This window comes from Calothrix sp. NIES-2100, from assembly GCF_963875285.1.
Lineage (GTDB): Bacteria > Cyanobacteriota > Cyanobacteriia > Cyanobacteriales > Nostocaceae > Aulosira.
This window is the reverse complement of record NZ_CAWNLA010000001.1, coordinates 5,824,483-5,844,231: the sequence shown is the minus strand read 5'-3', so window position 1 is coordinate 5,844,231 and position 19,749 is coordinate 5,824,483. Positions and strand designations below refer to the sequence as shown.

At 41.5% G+C, this 19,749-nt stretch carries 16 protein-coding genes; 1 reads left to right on the top strand and 15 read right to left on the bottom strand.

Translation table 11 applies throughout. The features are described 5' to 3' along the window. Positions 1 to 4: 4 nt before the first annotated feature. The 9 genes from AACU32_RS23765 to AACU32_RS23725 form a co-directional block, all read right to left on the bottom strand. Positions 5 to 4,150 (bottom strand): hypothetical protein, encoded by a 4,146-nt coding sequence (locus AACU32_RS23765; RefSeq protein WP_096603683.1) that lies wholly within the window; start codon positions 4,148 to 4,150, stop codon positions 5 to 7. A gap of 254 nt (positions 4,151 to 4,404) precedes the next feature. Next, positions 4,405 to 9,570 carry a putative baseplate assembly protein gene (locus AACU32_RS23760; RefSeq protein ID WP_096603682.1) on the bottom strand — a complete coding sequence of 1,722 codons (5,166 nt, stop codon included), beginning with the start codon at positions 9,568 to 9,570 and terminating at the stop codon, positions 4,405 to 4,407. Positions 9,571 to 9,815: 245 nt separating this feature from the next. Then, positions 9,816 to 12,371, bottom strand: coding sequence for a putative baseplate assembly protein (locus AACU32_RS23755; RefSeq protein ID WP_096603681.1), 2,556 nt, complete (start codon positions 12,369 to 12,371; stop codon positions 9,816 to 9,818). Position 12,372: 1 nt separating this feature from the next. Next, complete coding sequence (locus AACU32_RS23750) at positions 12,373 to 12,729, bottom strand: GPW/gp25 family protein (protein ID WP_096603680.1); 357 nt, start codon at positions 12,727 to 12,729, stop codon at positions 12,373 to 12,375. 116 nt (positions 12,730 to 12,845) lie between these two features. Then, the gene (locus AACU32_RS23745; RefSeq protein WP_096603679.1) at positions 12,846 to 13,169 is read right to left on the bottom strand and encodes a hypothetical protein; all 324 of its coding nucleotides are present in this window, start codon (positions 13,167 to 13,169) and stop codon (positions 12,846 to 12,848) included. After that, entirely contained in the window at positions 13,169 to 13,993 is an 825-nt protein-coding gene (locus AACU32_RS23740; protein WP_339378214.1) for a phage baseplate assembly protein V, read from the bottom strand. Before AACU32_RS23740 ends, AACU32_RS23745 begins: the two co-directional genes overlap by 1 nt. Before the next feature lie 30 nt (positions 13,994 to 14,023). Further along, positions 14,024 to 15,178: a phage late control D family protein gene (locus AACU32_RS23735; RefSeq protein ID WP_096603678.1), complete on the bottom strand. Its 1,155-nt coding sequence runs from the start codon at positions 15,176 to 15,178 to the stop codon at positions 14,024 to 14,026. A 34-nt stretch (positions 15,179 to 15,212) separates the two neighbouring features. Continuing rightward, the gene (locus AACU32_RS23730) at positions 15,213 to 15,503 is read right to left on the bottom strand and encodes a hypothetical protein (RefSeq protein ID WP_096603677.1); all 291 of its coding nucleotides are present in this window, start codon (positions 15,501 to 15,503) and stop codon (positions 15,213 to 15,215) included. A gap of 106 nt (positions 15,504 to 15,609) precedes the next feature. Continuing rightward, positions 15,610 to 16,266, bottom strand: coding sequence for a CIS tube protein (locus AACU32_RS23725; protein WP_096603676.1), 657 nt, complete (start codon positions 16,264 to 16,266; stop codon positions 15,610 to 15,612). 582 nt (positions 16,267 to 16,848) lie between these two features. On the opposite strand from AACU32_RS23725, the gene AACU32_RS23720 reads away from it, so the two are divergent. Then, positions 16,849 to 17,301, top strand: coding sequence for a hypothetical protein (locus AACU32_RS23720; protein WP_096603675.1), 453 nt, complete (start codon positions 16,849 to 16,851; stop codon positions 17,299 to 17,301). A gap of 82 nt (positions 17,302 to 17,383) precedes the next feature. Here AACU32_RS23720 and AACU32_RS23715 read toward each other — a convergent pair whose 3' ends face one another. The 6 genes from AACU32_RS23715 to AACU32_RS23690 all read right to left on the bottom strand — a co-directional run bounded on the left by AACU32_RS23715 (position 17,384) and on the right by AACU32_RS23690 (position 19,737). After that, positions 17,384 to 17,530: a hypothetical protein gene (locus AACU32_RS23715; protein WP_339378213.1), complete on the bottom strand. Its 147-nt coding sequence runs from the start codon at positions 17,528 to 17,530 to the stop codon at positions 17,384 to 17,386. A gap of 147 nt (positions 17,531 to 17,677) precedes the next feature. Continuing rightward, positions 17,678 to 18,460: an eCIS core domain-containing protein gene (locus AACU32_RS23710; protein ID WP_096603674.1), complete on the bottom strand. Its 783-nt coding sequence runs from the start codon at positions 18,458 to 18,460 to the stop codon at positions 17,678 to 17,680. 69 nt (positions 18,461 to 18,529) lie between these two features. Further along, positions 18,530 to 18,655, bottom strand: coding sequence for a hypothetical protein (locus AACU32_RS23705; RefSeq protein WP_339378212.1), 126 nt, complete (start codon positions 18,653 to 18,655; stop codon positions 18,530 to 18,532). Between the two features lie 20 nt (positions 18,656 to 18,675). Then, entirely contained in the window at positions 18,676 to 19,044 is a 369-nt protein-coding gene (locus tag AACU32_RS23700) for a hypothetical protein (RefSeq protein WP_096603673.1), read from the bottom strand. 24 nt (positions 19,045 to 19,068) lie between these two features. Next, positions 19,069 to 19,368: a papain fold toxin domain-containing protein gene (locus AACU32_RS23695; RefSeq protein WP_339378704.1), complete on the bottom strand. Its 300-nt coding sequence runs from the start codon at positions 19,366 to 19,368 to the stop codon at positions 19,069 to 19,071. A gap of 159 nt (positions 19,369 to 19,527) precedes the next feature. Then, the gene (locus tag AACU32_RS23690; RefSeq protein ID WP_339378211.1) at positions 19,528 to 19,737 is read right to left on the bottom strand and encodes a hypothetical protein; all 210 of its coding nucleotides are present in this window, start codon (positions 19,735 to 19,737) and stop codon (positions 19,528 to 19,530) included. Between the last annotated feature and the right edge of the window lie 12 nt (positions 19,738 to 19,749).

Here is a 19,749-nt window from a genome sequence, read left to right as displayed (position 1 = left end):
TTCCTTAAGTATTGTAAAAAATATTTGCTGTAATTCCGAAACGTAAATATTCATTCAGGCTGGCTTGCAAGCTAGCTTGACGCTGTGGTTGTTCTAAGATATTAAATACACCAATTTCTGCACCATCTTCCGCACCTTGAGAAATTTCTAACGCCACGTTTTGACTCAGTTGGGCATAGGCTGGATTACCATAAGTTGTGGAGGTAAAACTAGGTTGGAGACTGGTTAAAATGACTATTTTTTGCGTGACATTTGATAAACCTTGATTGGCTGGTAACCAATTCATCCCATCATCTGTTGATTGTAAAATGCTACCGATCGCAGTTCCCGCAAATATAGAAAGATTTTGCTCAGTCTTGTTCACAGCCAAGGACGTAATATTACTATAAGTCCCATTGACTTCGCTAAGTTCCCAACTGTCGCCGTTATCTTGGGAACGGAAGATATCGCCGCTGCTACTTCCCGCTATCAGGTAGTTAATCGTAAAGGTAGTACCAGTAGTAGGTAAGTCATTACTCAAGGCGCTATCTATATATATAACTTCTTGGTTAGCTGGGATATCAATTACAGTTCTGGTTTCATTACCAATGGTAATTACACTACCTTTAGCGAGTTCTTGGTGAAATTTTGTCCCCTGACCAATTAATTTACCATTTTCGCTGGTAATAGTTCCACTGGCAGTTTTTTGATAAGCAACTAAGGCGGTAATATCTGGATTGATTAAGCCTTGATTGATGCGTCGCCATTGTTCACAATCTGCTTCCCAGCGATAAATCCCCCCACCAGATGTGGCGGCGAAAATTTGTCCGTTATTTTGATTGATTGCTAAGGACGTAATTTGCAGATTTCTCAGGTTATAGTTTAACGCTTTCCAGTTTGCACCATTATCTTGAGAAACAAAAACTCCACCCCCCGCAGTTCCGGCGAAAATTTTGCTGTTGTTGATGTCAACAGCTAAAGTAATGACGTTGAGATTTTTTAACCCAGTATTCACTGACTTCCAAGTAGTTTCATTTTCGGGAAGGCGAAAAATCCCATTGCCAAATGTAGCTGCAAACAAATAACTTTGACCGTTAAATGTGAGACGATTAAAGGCTGTGACATCTGTATTCACCGGCGAATTTTTATCCGCAAATTCAGTGGGTGCAATCGCCTCTGTGTCATTATGTAATTCCAGACGCAGAATCCCGCCATCTGTTGTCCCTGCTAATAAAATATTGTTGTAGGTGAAAAGAGCGGTAATATATTGATCTGCGGTATTGTCATGGAAAGGCAACCATTGATTGTTGATGTAACGTAAAATTCCGTTACCTTCTGTCCCTGCAAAGACTTCTTGATTGTTAAGATTCACAACTAACGCCGCAATTGGGGCGGGTAATTTTCCGTTTAATTCTTTTTGCAGTTTCTCTAAAGCTAAGTCAGGTTGACAACGATAGCGACGTGGTGTCCGAGAAGCATTTGGGACAAAACAAAATCTCATACAACCATCTTGTCGCCGTAATACTGTGACTTTTTCTGTAAAAATGCTGTTGCTACTTTCTAGACTCCTGACTGTTGTCATCCCGAAAATAGTTGTGCGATAGATTTCTGTGTTAGTTCCAGGTGCAGCAATTGTTAAAGGATTTTCTGGTTTTCCGCGATCGATAATACTGTCGGTAATCTCCAAATATGACACTGTATCAGCTAAGGCGATCGCACCGCAAATACTTTCACCAATTGTAATACTTAAATTTTGATTATCTTCGAGATTAATATCTGTGGCATCAGGTAAGATGCGATCGCAAAACTTTTTACTTTCGTCTTCTTCCTCCTCACTCATTTGGGGTAATGCACATTGCCATTGATTCAGCACTGTCTCTAGAAACGAGAATACACGAGAAACTTGCCGCAGCGCTAGTTGCAAGAGTCTAATTAAATTATTTTGGGAATTGGGACTATCGACACCAATACCTAAATCAATGATTTTGTGGATGAGGTTGAGACAGTAAATAATCATTGCAATCAGCGAAAATCCGTCATCTGCTGCTGTGATGGGCTGATTATCTTCATCGGCTTTCATTACCTTGAATCCACCATGTTTGGGGACTAAAGTACTATGGAATATTTCTAATTTTTTCAAATTTCCAGGGAGGACAGTTAGTTTACCTTCAACCAACAAACCGTTGAGAGTAAATTTTCCCGGATCTGTTCTGTCTTTGGCAATACCTTTAATTGATAAATTACCTAATAAATGGGGACGATATTCATCAGCAGCCACAATTTGTAAATGTTTACCGGCGGGAATGTTGAGAGTTAAATCTCCCTGATAGGTATGATTATCTCTGAGAACAATTACCCCCATTTCGTCATCACGAATTAAAGCAACTTTCGCTTTAGGGGTAATATATAACAGCCAATGTTCGCCTTCATAACTTTGAGGAACATCGGGGAGAGTTGTATTGTTTTTTAATTCGATGAGTTTACCATTGCTATTCACCGCCTTACCAGCAGTTAAGATTTTATTTCGGAAATCAATGGTTAATCCTGAGAGGACACCCGGTTGAAACTGCGGCGAAATATTCGGATCTGACTCGAGAATTTTACCTTTAACATCGATTGTCAAACTTACCAGGGGAACAACAGAATCAGGAATTTTATTGGGATATTCGCCGATTTGAATTTCCCATTGAGGTGGTTGTTCTGCTGCTTTATAGATAATAACGATGAGAATTTTTTGCGGATTTTGGAGTTTATTTTGTTTGGCGTAGTCTTTGAGGTCGATGCGATAATTAATGGTTAAATTTATATTATTCCCGGCGTTATCTACCGCAGTTCCCCGATAAATAATTACCTGATTTTCGCCTACAGTCGCGGTGACATTTAAACCTGTGAAAATTCCTGGTTGAAATTGCGGCGGTTCATAACCTGTGGATAAAATTCTTTGATCGTCGGGATTCCTCACTAATCGCTGGAGGGGAATATAGAATAATTCTGCACAATATTCCCAAATTTTGACATTGTTGTTCCAATTTTGGACTGCGGTTAACAGTGGGTTTTCCGTGATTAATATTGATTGTGCCACATCCCAGGTAATGCGACTGACAGAACGGGATATGGTGTTGAGAAGTGACTGAGTGCGATCGTAAGTTCCACCGCCAATATTGTGACTAAAAGCGTAGGAGTAACTGACTTCTACAGTTTTTGGTATAGTTTGGGTTGTGAAAGCTAATCGACCTGATTTTAAATCGACAATAACTTTTGGGGAAAAATCAGTAGGAGGAATTTCCCATTTACTTAAATCACCGATAAAAATTTCTTCTGGCTTGATTGGTTGTTCGTCAGCAAAAATTTTTAAAACTGGTGGATCGTTATTAAAGAATCCTTCATCTTCTGGCTGTTGTCCAGCTGCGATCGCTTTTCGTCTTGCAGATAATTCCGCAGTAATTGCATCGCGATCTGAGTATAAGTCACCAGGAAGATTAATCGGTTTAGCTAAACTGGTAATTTCTGTTTCTGTTTGCGGTTGATTAAATAAAGGTATGTCATCACCAAGGGGATTAAAACTATAGAATAGTCCTTGATTTTCATTTTCATATAACCTGGCTGTTACCTTTTCTATAGGATAGGTTTTAAGCCGCCAAATTAAAATATTAATACTACCGAGATTAGCACTTCCCTGTCCAGAAGTGCGACGAATATCTAAAGTCCGCGCCGGATTCTGTGTTGGTTTACGCAGGTTGAAATTGACAACATCCAGACGGAGATTGTTAAGATTTTGCGTAGTGGCTAAAGATTTAAAATTCTCGACTACCTTCGCCCGCCAACCAGTGATATCAAATACTAATTGTTCTAAAATTGGGACTGTGCCTTTACGCGATCGCAAGGCTAAGGTGTTGGCAATATAGGCGCGTCTGGCTTGCCCAAATGTCCGAAAACCTTGGGAATATAATTTTACATCTAATAAATCGCCAATATAAGGTACTACCCATTCGTCGCAGGTTTCAATAAACCAGTTTTCGTAGAGGTTTTCAATATCATCTTCTATTTGAATGAGTTCTTTTTCGATGACACCAAGTAAGGCGCGTAATGTTCCATGATGCAATTCTTCATCGCGGATGCGGTAAATTGCTGGTAGGAGTTTGTATAAACGTTCTTCTGGTTGGTAGTTCATAAGGTGGGAGAAGGCAGAGTGCAGAAGGTAAAATTATTTTTTATTGGTATCTTGGTGTGTGAAAAATTATTTAAGTAACGAACCGCCAAGGACGCAGAGGACGCGGAGGTAGAAGAGTTTGAGAGAGATTTTGCATAATTGATGAAAAGGTTAAATAAAATTCTCTTCCTCTCTGCGCGACGGACACTTTGCTCAAGTCGGCAAAGCCGCCCACGCAAGTGTCCTCCTCTGCGCCTCTGCGTGAGAAAAATTCTTTACGTTGTCCATATTTCACCGGTTAAAGTAATCCCGTTGGGATTGAGTAATAACATTTCGGCGGGTGAAATTTGGTTCTTTTGTTGATTCCATGTCGCTTCTTGGGCGATTAAAGATTCTTCGACAGTTTTGCTAAAACCTCGCAGATATAGTCCATTCAAATCGACAGCTACCACACCAGGGACAGATTGCATGGCGGCGATCGCTTCTGCTGAGGTGACAGGTTGTGCAAATAGCCGATTTTCAAAGGCAAATTTGGCTTTAATGGCTTGTCGCACTGCTGCTAGTACGGGTTCGGGCTGTCGTTTGGAATCTATAATAATCTTGGCATCAACGTTAAAGTATAGGGGTTTGTAGGATTGTACTTGCACTGCTACCTGGACTGGATCGCGGGCTGTATCTATGGCTGTGACTAAGTTCTGGTAAAGGCTGGATTCTGGTAATACAGCTGCACCTCCTATGGCGGCTATGGTCAGATGTACTATTTGAGTAGCCCCAATTTGTACTACTTTTACCTGGGCTTTCCCAATACCAGCAAAGGCGCGGGTAAAGTCTTCAAAATCTTGCCGAGACACGATGCGATCGAGAGTTCGTACTGTCAAAGGGGCGCTGATGCGGGCTTCCTCCATTGATTCCCTAGAAGCTGCACCGGTGGCTGGTACGGGGTTTGTTACGCCTTGAATCCCTAAGGGTCGAGTTTTTAACTGAGTTAGCAAATTTTGATTGATGTTTCCCCCTAAGCCAATTCCCGTGCGATAGATGGCGGAGATGTTTTCTTGTCCTGTAGGCAGACGCGCCCCGCTTTTACCATCGCCGAAAATTACTCTGGTGCTACCATCGTCATCGATGCGGGTGATGTAATTTTGGTCAAGGTTACTCAATCCATACAAAAAGCGAACTTCTTCCCAACGCACTCCATCAACATACACTTCTAAGGTGCTTTGATTACCGCTTGGTGTCGGTGCGGCTACGTAGGTTAAGGGTGGTTTCTTTAAGGTGAAACGCTGATTTTTTAATGTACCGTTCCCGCTTCCTAAGACTTCGGGGATTGTCTCGCCTTGGGTAGCTGCGACTACATTAGCATAGACAATTGTTGTCTCTGGGTCATAGCAATTTTGCAGTGGTTGCTGTAGTTTGAGGATGGGTAATATTTGGTCTTCTGGTGGTGTGGCGATCGCACAAACTTCGCTGACTGTTTCGTCATCAACTTTGGCTGGTTGTAATTCGATGTCTGCTGTGTCGCTAATTTCTCTGCTAATTTCTATATAGCCGTCAACGCCATTGCGATCGCGTAAATGCCATTTTTTTAATTTTGGGTTCTTTTCGTTAACGATGGGTACAGACATTACTTGGAGTAAATCGCCAATTTTTAAATCTACATAGGAGAAGGTATCGGGGGAAGTTAAAATACCAATGCCACCGATATAAATCTGATTGTTATATTTCATAATCGTCTTGACATCGATATTTCTTAAATTCTGATTTCTCTCTTCCCATTTTTTACTATTTTTCCCCACCCGGAAAACACCACCGCTATCTGTTCCTACAAAGATGTTATCTCCCCCATCAACGATGAGACAACGGATATGTACATCTTGAAGATTGTCGTTAAATGGTTCCCATTTTTGCGTTTCTTGTAGAAATCGCTGCACTCCACTATCAGCAGTTCCCGCAAAAATATCTCCGTTTTTATTTATATCTACTGCTGTGACATTGATATCTGATAATATTGATTGCCAACTGCCGATATTATATTGATAACGAGAAAGTCCCCCATTTGTCCCAGCAAATAATAAGTCTAAGTTATTCTGAACTCTAAATACCAGACAGTTAATATCACCATTTGTTAAGCCATTGTTGTTGTTCGCCCAACTTTCACCATTATCGGTAGAGAGATAAATACCGCCTTTAGTGGTTCCCGCAAAAATCCGCTGATTTCTATCTACAACTAAAGCAGTAATGTTTTTATTTGTTAAATTTTTGTTGACTGCCTGCCAAATAGTCCAATCCGATTTTAAACTGTCAAATTTTAACCGAAAGATCCCATCTGACGTAGTTCCCGCAAAAATATCGCCTGCTTGATTAATTGCTAATGCAGTGATATCTCTACTCGTCAACTCTTCGTTGATTGGTTCCCAATTTTCACCGTTATCTTTTGATTTAAATACGCCACCTTCAGTCCCCGCAAACAGATAATTCTTTCCGGCGGTGGAAAAACTGACAAGCGATCGCACTGCGGTATTGCTTAAGCTGGTATTTCTCCGTTCCCAGGTTTCGCGGTTTAAGCAATAGACTCCACCAATATTTTTGATGACAGCGCGGATATATTTACCGCTAACTATCAAAGTTTTATCTACTGTTAATCCTGGGACATATTCTTTCAGGTAAATTTGATTCTCCTGAATTGGATCTTGAAAAATTTCCTGCTGTTTAGCGACAACTGTCAAGGGTTCTGCAACTAAATTTAACTGTTCGCTGTTCACTAACACAACCGTCTCCCGCAAACCAAAATGATTCCGGGAAGTAACATCAGTCTTAGTTTCAATTTCTGTAACTTTGGCGGTTAAACCAAATTTTTCCAAGGACACAGTTGATGTACTTTTAACTTGACAAGGTTTGGTATCAGTGTTGTCTTCCCTCACCAAAACAATCCAGCTATCTGGTAAAATTTTTGGATATAAAGTATCTAAATCTAGCTTTTGATTGCCATTCTCTTTCTTGGCTTCAATTTTAAAATTAGGCCATTCTGGTTTTTGTGAATCTACACTTTTATCTTCCACAAAACCCGCAAACGGTGTACCAGCAAACACATATCTGATAGTAAACGGCGTACTGGGAGTTAAAGGCGGGATAAAATCACTATCAACACTGATATGAGTATCATCTGCGATCGCAGTAACGGTTTTGCTTTGACTTTCCACAATGATGCGATCGCCTACTTTTAACTCTTGGGTAAATTTCGTCCCGCTACCAGTTAAGACTTTAGCCGCTTGACTAGCGATCGCCCCTGTACCCAGTTTACTAAAAGCAGTCAGCGAAGTAACGTTATGATTTGACAAAGCAGTATTAATTGCTTCCCAGCTATTGCTATTAGCAACATAACGAAAAACACCACTCGTAGTCCCTGCATAAATATCGCCGTTAGTCTCATTCACAGCTAGTGCTTGCACATCTAAAATATTTGAACCTAGATTAAACTCCTCCCAAGTATTAACGTTATGAGTGAACCCAAAAACTCCGCTATTCGTACCCGCTAAAATCTGGCGTACACCATTGTAATTATAGGTAATTAATGAACGTACAGATTTACCTTGTAATTTTCTCAAATTCCAAAATACATCTTGGTTCTGAAATCCATAAATCCCATCATCGGTGCCGGCTAAAATGTAACTATCACCAATAAAAAATGTAGTTCCACTAGCTAAATTTGAACTAAAAGCAGAATCAATCGTCAATTCTTGATTATTCGCTGCTATGCTAGAAATAGTGCGACGTTGACCAGCCGCAATAATCACATCACCTACTTTCAATTCGTCCGCAAAATTTGTGTTAGTCCCTGTTACTGTAGTGTCTGTACTGGAAATTGTTCCTTTACCTTGCTGGACATTACAGGTAACTAGTGAACGAATTACTTTAATTAATGGTTTTTTCTGCCAATTCTTTCCTTGATCGGCCGAGTAATATATACCATCATCAGTACCAAGGAAAATGTAATTACCGCTAATAGAAAAAGATGGAATATTCGATAAATTAGAATCAAAAGCGGAATCAACCTTTAAAGTTGTATCATTAGTGATTTCAGTTACTATTTTTGATTGCCCTGCGACATTAATAACATAGCCAATCGCAATTTCTTTAGTAAATGCTGTGCTATTACCTGTGATGTTAATCCCATCGCTGCTAATTGTCCCTGTACCGATAATTGTAGTGGAATATTCGTCAATTGCCCGGACAACTGTATTTGGTAAACCTGTATTTATTGATTCCCAATTATTTGTACCAGCGGATCTAAGTCCAACAGTACCGATATTTAGTTGTGCCCAATTTTCACCATTATCTTTTGAGGAAAACACGCCACCGCTAGGAGTTCCCGCAAAAAGATAGCCGTTAGTATCAATATATAAAGTTTGAATATTGAGATTCGTTAAACCAACATTGACAGCTAGCCATTTTTCTTGGTCTTCTTGATAGCGAAATACACCGCTACCTTCAGTTCCCACAAATAGCTTGCCACTAATTTGATTAAAAGCTAAAGTCCGAATATCTGTAGTTGGCAAGCCTTTATTAAAAGCTGTCCAATTTTGACCATCGTTACTGGTGCGAAAAATACCACCATTAATTGTACCGCCGAAATTCCGCTTGATATCATCAGGCATATCTTGCCACTTCGGGGCATTATAGCCAAACAACGTCGCCCGTTGCCGAAAAGCGAATACCTGCGGTTGCAAAAGTGGAGATAACCGCAGATTTTTGTCCCAAGTAATAGCGGTATATCCCGCCTCTGGCTTGATTTCCACCGTTACCAAAGTGAGTAAATACCAAAGTTCCGCCTGTTGTGCGTCGATTAGCAGAATGCGATCGCCTGGTTGTAATTGCGTTGCAATTCCCTGCAAGTATAATTTTTCTGTCGTAGCATTAATCACCTGGGGTTTTGCCAATCGGGGTTTTAGTCCATTCCACTCCACATGGGCGATAATTTCGGCACTGGTTTCAAAAGTTTGGGGTAACTCGTCCCCCTGAGGAACACTGACAACTTGAGTACCCTTCGGCACTTTCGCCACATCAGGACTATTGGGAGTATCCTCCACTCCAAACGCCAAAAAAGTACTAGCCGCCACACCTGGGTTAAGTTCATAACCAATACTGCGAGCTAATTCCAGCACCGAACGCTGTTCAATAGCCGTGTTAATATAGCCTTCATTGGCGATCCGTTCTTGGTAAAAAGTCAGCACATCCGCTACCATTGCCCAAGCATCCAAAAGAGCGATCGCGGGATCGTCATTCGCCCGAGTATTGAGTTTAGCCAGAGGGCGATCGTCTGGTTGTGCTGGATTTCCTGGCTGCTTTGAGAGATTAGCTAGCATCCTTTGGCGAAAAGTCGCCCAATCACCAATGCGGTAACTGAGGGCGGGTAAACCAGGGCGATTGTAGATTTCTGAATTCATAGTTGTCAGTTGTCAGTTGTCATTTGTCATTGGGCATTGGGCATTGGGCATTGGGCATTGGGCATTGGGCATTGGGCATTGAAAACAATTTTGGATTTTGGATTTTAAATTTTAGATTAGAATCCAAAAGACGCTCGTGGACTCGCTAACGCTGCGCTATCGCAAATCTAAAATCTAAAATTCCTTGTCCCCCTTGTCCCCCTCATCCCCTTCATCCCCCCTCTGCCCTCTGCCCTCTGCCTTCTTCACAACCCCCCCTCCATCACAAACTCAATCTTCCCTTTAGTTGGTGTATTTGGATCGTTTTCCAACAAAGCAATTTCTAACCGCCCAATGTTAATTTGACCGGCTTGAATTTCCAACTGTGAACTTTGTTGTTGCAGATTCCAACGTTGGAATTTCGTTACTTTCACAGAAAGCACACCCGCTACTTGCATAGCCGTCGCTATCACTTTACTTAAAAAGACAGGTTGGGCAAAGGTAAAATTATCAGGGTGAAAAAATCCTAATTGTCCATTGCGTAACACTCGATTACTAAATACATTCAACAGTTCTTCTTTGACTTGACTGCTAAAATAATCCGGGGCAACTTTCACAGTCATTGCAATATCTAATGGCACAAATATCGGCCCGTCAATTCGGATATCTTGTCCCACTAAACGGTAACTTTCTAAAAAAGTCGCTAACTTATTCTTAAATTCGTCAACATCATATACCTGTTTACCACCCTCCCGGTCTACAGTAATAAAAATTGTGTACCAACTACCAGTCCACCGCCTCGTGGCTACTGCTTTCCGCACACCAGGAAAACGTTGGGTAATAGTTGCATAGTCTGCTTCTGTGACAGCCCGCTTTTGGGTACGAAAGGCTTGGGGTGCATATAGTCGCACTTGTTCAATGGCTTCTGGTTCAGTACCACCCCTCGCCGCTAAGGGGTTGCGGACTTTTTCGATCCAGTTCCGTAGTTGGGTGGTGTTAGGATCAATTTGGTTAATCGCTTCGGCGGCGACATTGCCAACTGTACCATTACCAATACGATAAGTTACTAAAAACTGGGTTTGTGGTTCCGGTTTTTTACCTAAAATATCATCGCCAAACCGCAGATAAGCACCACCATCGTCTTCTGTCTCCACGACAAACTCCCGCGCAAAGCTGTCACTGTTGAGTAAATCCCGTTGCGATCGCCAACATTTCCCCACAGAAAAGGTGTTTGGTAAGGGCGATGTCGCTAGGGGAGAAGAAATCCCAGATGGGTTAGATAATGCAGTGATCTGTCGCAACTGCGTTACACCCAATCTCTTTCTCCCGGTTTCGGCGATTTCTTGTAACCAAATTTGCGGTAAAACATAACGCAAATCTTGTTGCAACGCCTCACTAGCAGGTGCTTTGGGGTCAAAAGGACGTTTGCGGTTCTGTACATAAGCTTGTTGTGTCAAAGGCCCAAATTGCAATCGTGGGCGATAACGTCCCTGTTCGGGTACTTCTGGAAGTTGTTCTTGTACGGTACAGCCATGATCTGCCAGGACAATATTACCCCGCGCAACACTCACATCGGCTACTGGTTTATCATCAACTATGGTGGCAATGCACAAAGCAAAAGGTAAGGCATCACTAGCAGCCCATTCAATTTCTAATAACTCTTTATTGTTATGTAATGGGTCAGTATTTTTTGTAATATTTGTCAACCGCACCACATGGCGATGATTGCTATCTGCATCTATTGTTAAGCCTGTATCTATTCCCTTAATTTCCTCGAAAATCAAGACATCTCCGACTTGCAGCTTGAGATTTTTATTCTCTAACGTTGCTTTCGTCGTCCCTGTTTTTAAATAAAATTCCTGAGCATCCCAAGTATAAAATTTAATCTGATTATGTGATTTATATAAAATAATATCGTGCATGGTTTCAAATATCTGCACCCCAGCATTCACAAGTGTTGGGTAGTCATCAAGAGTAAATTGTGATGGTAGGGAAGCAACTCTGGTATATAATCTGGTTCCTGGTGGCAACTTTTGACCATTCCCTTGATCGTTGACGGCGATCGCCACCCAAGCGCGGGCATTGCAACCATCATGCATGGGATAATCCAACAGCCGCGCATGACGACGAATGGAAACTCGCCTTCTGGCTGTACCTAAATAAGCCTCCGTGGCAACAGCATCTTGAAAATAGCTTAGGCGATCGGCAGCATAGGCGAGTAACTCCACCAACATCACACCAATATCAGAAGGGTTCCGTTCCTGCCATTGCGGTATAGTCACAGTCATCCGGTCTAGCATTAACTGCCGGAAACTCGCATAATCTTTAGCTAGGTAATCAATAATCGGTGGTGTTGTCCTCTCTTGATTCGAGTCCACCACAGGCTGACAATCAAATTCACTCCTACTATCAACCCGAAACGAAAATTCCACCACCGACAACTGGGGATCAAAGCCTGGAGGTTGTTTCGATTGATCGTCGGTATCTACTATACGCAATGTATAAGTAGAGAATTCATCGCCTGCGGTATTGACTCTTAAAGTTAAGACATTGGCAAAACTACTCACAGATATGACAGAAATATCCTTAATTGTCACACCGCCGGCGATCGCCAAATTTTCCTCAGTTAAAGACGATGAATTTGCTGGAACAGCATCTTCCTGTCCGGGGAGATTATGAATAAAATGCACCAGCAGAGTTTTTTTGTCTCTTGCCAACTCTATATAATCAATGCCATTCAGGCTTTTTTGATTCCGAACTATTTTCCGTCGTTGTTCGCTACCAGCCTGATGCTTGAGAACTTGATTTTGGGAACTTACCATCTCAAACCTCACGAGAGAACAGTTCAATTTTTCGTTCTTGAGTCCGACGGATCAAGAACCTAATAGTGATTTCTAATTTGGAGTCTATAGCTTCTACCCGCAAAGCCTCCACCTGAATCACATCACCTAGCCATTGTTCTAAAGCACCTTTAACAATAAACTCCGTAGCCGCAGCCAATTCCCCACTATTAGGTGCAAAAATTAATTGCTGCAAACCACAGCCAAAATCTGGACGATTGACTCGTTCACCAGGGATAGTAAATAGTACCTGCTCAATCATTTGCCGAACATGGTCATTTTCCGTAGCATCAGCTACGCGTCCACGTCCATCAATCCGAAAGGGATAAGCGATTTCCATAATTAGTCATTAGTCATTGGTCATTGGTCATTGGTCATTAGTCATTAGTCATTGGGCATTGGGCATGGGGTATTGGGCATGGAACAAATGACAACTGACAACTGACAACTGACAAATCACATTCCCCTCACCCGCATCTGAGTTAATACCACTGTTAACGGTGTACCTGTTGGCACACAAATAGCCTGACTATCCATCAACAGCACAGGCATTCCCATCGATTTGACACGGAGAGCGGCTACAATCCAGTTACCAAGAATACAAGGGCCTACATTGACGGGTGGTGGGGGATTGACGCACCCAGCGATGATATAGGGAGGCCCTTGGGTTGCTGTTGGTAAACCCATTGCTTTCACCCGCAGATTCGGAACAGACGGTTTAGCCTGTCCAGCGTGGACGCACAAAACAGTGCTACTCAAATTGAGCAAAAAACCAGGCATTAAATCACCTCCAATGCACCATTATTGACATTAACTGTAGCGGGCGACATTTTGATACTCGCTGCACCAACAGTTAACTCGATACTTGTAGGTGTCAGCTTTGTATTTGCCGCCGGATTACTCAATTCAATACCCGTAGCTGCTTGTAGCTTAATATCTCCTGGTGGACTTTTTAATTCAATTTGATTGCTAGTCAGATTCACCTCTACAGTGCCTTCTTTGACTTGAATACTATCGGTTCTGAGGGTAACGGTAGAATTAGCCCGATTTTTTAGTTCGATGATATCTGCTGTAATTTTTATAGTCAGTTCATTATTATTATTTATTTCAATTCCTTGGGGATTAAAAACCATTTTTAGTGGTCTATCTACTACAGGTTCTTTGACTTCAATAAATAAGCCTTTATTATCTAAATTATTCCAAGTAAATGTAATTCCATTGGTTTTCAAAACTTGCACTTTATCTGGTTCGCTAACCCTAGCTGCTTGTGGTAGTTCGCCTTCACCCCAAAAGCAGCCACTCCAAATCGGATAATCTGTGTCGCCTCCCTCGAACTCTACCCAAACATTTGAACCTACGGGCGGAACTGTAAAAAAGCCGATATCTTTTCCTGCATAAGGTGTTGCAGGTAATGCCCAATTCTCTATACCTTCCCCATAAATAGCTGCTACTCGCACCTGAATTCTTCCCAAATTCAGAGGGTCTTGAGAATTTGTAACTTGACCGCGATATTTCCCAAAAAACTTTTCCATACTAGCTACTTCCAAATAATTATCAAGTATTGGGCATTGGGCATTGAGCATTGGGCATGGGGCATTGGGCATTGGGCATAAGTCATTTCTCCCCACACTCCCTCATCCCCCAGCCCCCATCTGTAGCTGTTTCGTCGTTGTCTCCAATCCTTCGCGAGTCATGGTAAAACTTTGCTTATACTCACCTTTTTTGAGTTTATGAGTTACAGATTTGACATAATAAAAACCATCATATGTATACCCTACACCTCGCAGCCCCACGATTCCGCGCAGTCCTAAGATTGCACCGTAACGGATTGTATCTAATTCCCCACTAGCAGTTACTACTTTTTCGACAGAATTATTGACCATTGCTTGGGCGTGGGCTTGTGCTTGTAGGGTCAGCCTAGCTGTTTCGCGAAATATGGTTGTGCGTTTAAAAGCTTGGTTTTTTAGGGCTGGTCGATTTGATAAATCTTCGCGATCGCTACTTTCAAACTTTACCGACGCGATCGTGTTACCTTTGCGGTCTTGAACCTGTCCGACTACAGTAGAAGCAGTGAGGGTATCATGCTGAAAATTAATTGACTCAACATTCGTATATGACCCCATATTCACTGTCAGTGGGGGTAGGAAGCTTTTTTTCCGCAAGGGTTTTCCCCAATAAGCTGTGTTTTGTTCAACTCCCGGACCAGGTGTGATATAAAACACAAAATCATAGCGACTTGCCAGGGATTGGATATATTGCAAGTCTGTTCCCTGCTGGGTTTTAATTCGTTCTTGCTTTGTTGGTCTATCTTTTATTGGCGCTGAATTTACATCGGGAATTAGCTGATAATTAGCGTATTTCGAGTCCGAAAGAATTTTGGTGATAATTTGTTCGTCTTGTTGTTCGGGGTGTGAAACTGACTTTTGCTCCAAGTCCATCATCACACTAATATCCTCACCAGTCACAGTGAAAGTAGAACTACCAACCTGCATCCCTGGTGATAACTGTTGATGAGTAATTATCCCATCCATGAGTATTTCTGCTCTGGCGTTAATAATTACAATCAGAATGACGCGGTTGTAAGGTGTTAACAGTGGATTCACAATCAACTGGTAATCCCGTAAATCTATAGCACCAGCACGACCTACACTAAAGGTCATCTGAAACCCAGATTTTCCTTGATCGCTGTGAGTAACTTCCACACTCTGTAACGCCTCCATCAGTTCAAAAGATGCAGGTGCTGGCTTATTTCGCCCAATTAATACTTTCAAATCAATGCCCAGTGGCATAAGCAATACCAAAACTATGAATGATTAACAATTCCTACACTTGGGGGACTGGAACTCGTATCCTTTGTCCAGGTTCAGCAGTGAGTTCATCAGGGTTCATCGTGTTGTTGGCATCACAAATTTGCCAAAACTGTTCGGAAACTCCGAGAGTACGCGCAGTAATTAAATCTAGGCGATCGCTATCTTTGACAATAATTTCTACATACAATGGCATATCCTTAGCTTGCGGTAAAAAGCGGCGCCGCTTGTAAGCAATTCTTTGACCATTAGCAGTTGTGTATTGTGCTGTTTCTAACTTGTAGTAGCGGCTGGTATGTTCAAACATGGCATTTTCTCAAGAATAGGAGATGAGGAAGATGAGGGAGATGAGGGAGATGAGGGGGACAAGGAGGACAAGGAAGACAAGGAGGATGACAAATGACAAATGACTATCACGTAATATTCACTGCGGTAGTTCCACCTTGGTTATTGACATTGGCTTTTTTCGCCATTTCTTCTTTTTCTTTGTGGTGATTGAAAAATAGCTTGGAACTACGCATATCCCAAGGCAAATCGTTATAGCTCAGAACACGCAATCCGAGAGACATTTTGGCACGAATTGGATTGAGGTTTACGTCATAAGCTTCTTCATTAATACTAAAATCGGTCAAGCGTACTGGTAATTTCCTTTTGTTTCCCCACACTAGTAAAGTCAATGGTGCTTCGTAGGGTACAATCTCCACAATTCCCTGCTTTGCCTGATCCATATTCGTTTTCACCTGGCTACTTTTCGGGTAAATTAGTGTCTCTAGTGCTGCCAATTGCGGGTAAATTCCATAATCAATTGCTGTCCGTTCTGCTTTTTCTAGTTGATCTGTGGCATCAATTTCTATTTCCAATTGGAAAGTTTCCACTGGCGCGCCTTGCAAGCGTAAAGCTTCACTGTGAGATCCCCCTTCACCACCTATAGCTTGTACTTGCAATTTGCGTGAGAACGATTCTGGATTATATTGAAAAGCGATCGTACTGACTATCACATAAGTTAAAGTATCAATGGCGATAATCTGCCCTTTAGATGGGAGCGGAGAGCCAGGAAAGGTGGTAGTCATAGGCAATTATCCTTGCATCAATGAAGGAAAGAATCTTGTTTGGGCGATGCACCCATAGGTAGCCTCATAGCTGCACCATTTGATGATTGCTATACTCAGTATGTAAATCTCAAATCTTCTTCTTGTGAAATAAGATACCGTTTTCCTGACAATTAGACTGATTATGTAACTATAGTTCACAAAACCAAATCGGAAATTTTACCTTATTATACTTACGTATACATTAAATATTGTCAAAAAAGGATTTTTTAAATAATATTTAATCAGTACATAGTATAACTAAATACTAGTATAAGTAACTTTGACAACTTGATACAAATTGTTGCTGACAAAATTCATTCTGATGTCAAATTTGTCATTTACAATTAAATTCAGTAATGGTTAGTACTTAAACCAGTCATCCCAGTTTTTTGAAACCAGGTGTCCAATAACGCAATACTCTAGAAGGGTATCGCTAGAGAAACTAAGCCTCCCTGTTCTTTAGAGAGTAATGTGTATTTTATGAAGAATTATTAAATTAACTCAACATAAAAATTTGCTCGCATCCAATAACTCAATTACTGACAATGGAGACAAACAATTATGAATCCGATCCAAAATCAAGCTACGGAATTATGGCAGAATCTATCTGATCAAAACACAGCCTTGACCTTAAAAAAAGGTTTAGAAAAGCTTTGGGAGTTGGTACAGCAAACATTACAACTATTATTTTTTATTATTCTGTTGGGTGTGGCGTTGGTGATTTGGTTTTGGAGTGTTGGTTACCAAAGCGGTCGCGCCTTCCGCAGTTGGACGGAAAATGATGTGACATCACCAGATGACTTAGTTACCCAAGTGGTAAATGCACTGCTAAAGCCTTTGCAAGTGCTACCAGATTGGGCGAAATCTCAAATTCAAGAATTATTGGGAATTGAATTGAAAGCCCTACCATCGGCAAAAACCCAAAATATCTTACCTACTTCAACAAATACTAGTCTTCCGGTAGATGTCAAAAGTGAAGTAGTCAGTGCTGAAACTTCCACCTTGCGCAAGTGAGATCAGAGGCGATCTGCACCGACATTCAATATTTCTTTCTCTAGAAGACGTTCTATGGGAACGTCTTTTCGATTTTTCCCCGTCACTTATCTAAAGTTGCTGTTTTACCTTTGTCTTGTGCAGAAGACTGGGATTTAGGAGCAAAATCAGACCAAAGAAATCCGATGACTAAAGCGGCAACGAAGAGAAATATCAAAGCTTCTAGAGTTGATGTCAAAATAGAAAGCATAAGTTTTTATTCCTGTTTTGTAGGGTTTGACGTTAAATTGACATGTGCGATCGCTGTTTCTTCCCAGATCATGCGATCGCTCTGTGTTGGGAAACAATCCAAAGGTTGAAGAGTGAAACCCAGCCTACAGGCTGTTTGCTCCTACTTTTAGTGCTTCTTTCCTGGTTGTGTCTGCTGCACTACATGAGTTAATTCATGGGCGAGCAACTCTTTCCCTTGATGGGAATTATGCTCGGATTTCCCAGAGCCAAAGTAAATATCATCACCATGAGTAAAAGCTTGGGCAGTTAATGTCCGATTCATCTGTACCGCTGCATTATCAGTATGTAAGCGCACATTGCTAAAATCGACACCAAAGCGTGGTTCCATGAAAGTACGTACCTGATCTGGTAAAGGGCTACCACTACCTTTAGTTGTCTGCAACTGCGCCTCTAAATTTTCATCTACTTGGGAATTTTCCCCTGAGACAAGTTTAGTTTGTAGAGTTTCGTCTTCTTTTTTCTTCTCGTCTTCTGGTATCATTTCTCGTTGCACCAGTGGTGTAATAGCAGCAGCTAAAGGTTTAGTTTGTACTTCCTCTTGCTGGTTTTCATCTTCTGGCATCACGTCCCTTTGTAATTGCTTAAAAGTAGGTGTTGACATAGACATAACTTGAGATGCGATCGCATCCGCTTGTTGCTCATACTGATCCCCAGGCGCACCAACTTTCAGCTTTGCTTGTATCCCCATCGCTGAAGGTGCATGAACCTTAATCTGAGTTAAATCAAAACCGCGATCGCTGCCTGAAAACTGAGATTTCTGTTGCACTGCGACATCAGGAGATGGTGAAGATAAACTACGCAGCCATGAGGAATTTTTCTGTATAGAAGCTAAAGATGGCGGTGAAAAATGAGACGCAGGTTTTTTTTGCACTTGCCGTTGCTTACTCATATCCTACCTCTGCTTTTATACTGAAATTGTGAATCTACTTTTAGTTTGACACTATACATTTGCTGAAATTTAGGAAGGGGCAAAAAATTTTACACCGATTTGGAAATAACAGAGAGCGATCGCTTGAGTTGGAAGACAGTGCGATCGCCTAGTTTTTTCGAGAATGCGATCGCTTGACTTTTTAGGCGATCGCATTTTTGAAGCTCAATCTTACTTCATGCCACTTTATTGATATTTTGTGTGGTTGATTCGGCCAAAATTGGATCGATATCTTGGCTTTTGTCTCGTTGAATAAACTCATCCAAAAGTTGAAAGAAATAATCAAACCCTGCTTTCTCATCAATACAGGTGAGCAAAATAATTTTGTCCCAAGCGTTAACAGTACGGATTGATAAGCGGTTTTGCAGCCAGGGTTGAAAGTTTTTGTAAAAGTCACTTTCGGCTTCAGTATTGGTAATACCTGCTTGGGATCGCGCAAAGCGATAGCCAAGAATAAACATCCGCAGATTTGTAATGGAAGCAGTTCCTAGATATAGTCCTGGTTTGCTTTTAATTTTTTCTAGTAGCTCAAATAACGTACTCATTCTTAGCTCCATGAAATCACATCTTTAAAACTCTTCAATCACTTCAGCAACAAAATCATTAGATTGGGAAGTAAAATCTTTAACCCAATTTTCTGGTGAAAGCCCTTGTCTTGAAAGATTGTCAAAGATTTTTCCATAAACTTCAACACCATAGTGAACACCATTTTCAGTAATGCTTTCAGAGCAACCCTGTTGTTCAAGGCGATCGCTCTTGGTAAAATCTTCATGGTCGTATCGGGTAGAAATTCGCCAAAGTTTTCCTGGTACTCCACGTTGTTTGAGCCATCTTTTAAGAGTGCTGGCACATTCTTGACAGTGAAGCAGAGGAAATCGGATGACAATATTGCCTATGGCTTCGTAAAGTTCTGCAATGGCTGCATCATCTACGGGTTCTGTCAGGTAAAGTACCGCCTGAACAAAAAGTTGGTTTTATTGTAGCGTCTGAGTGCTCGCATTTTGCGTGAGAATGGAGAGTGCGAGCGCTCAAAAAAACACCATAGGTGACGCATTTTTGGTGAGAGAGCATCGCCCTGAATCAATATGCCCAAAGATTTGGTGGTTTACGTCGCAGGGCACCTGATGATTGGTTCGGTGCGTTACTTCGTTAACGCACCCTACAAGATCGGGCGATCGCACTGACGTTCCTTGCAAGATAGCGATCGCACTGATTGGGTTATGAGTTGTGCGTTGCATTGCGTTAATGTC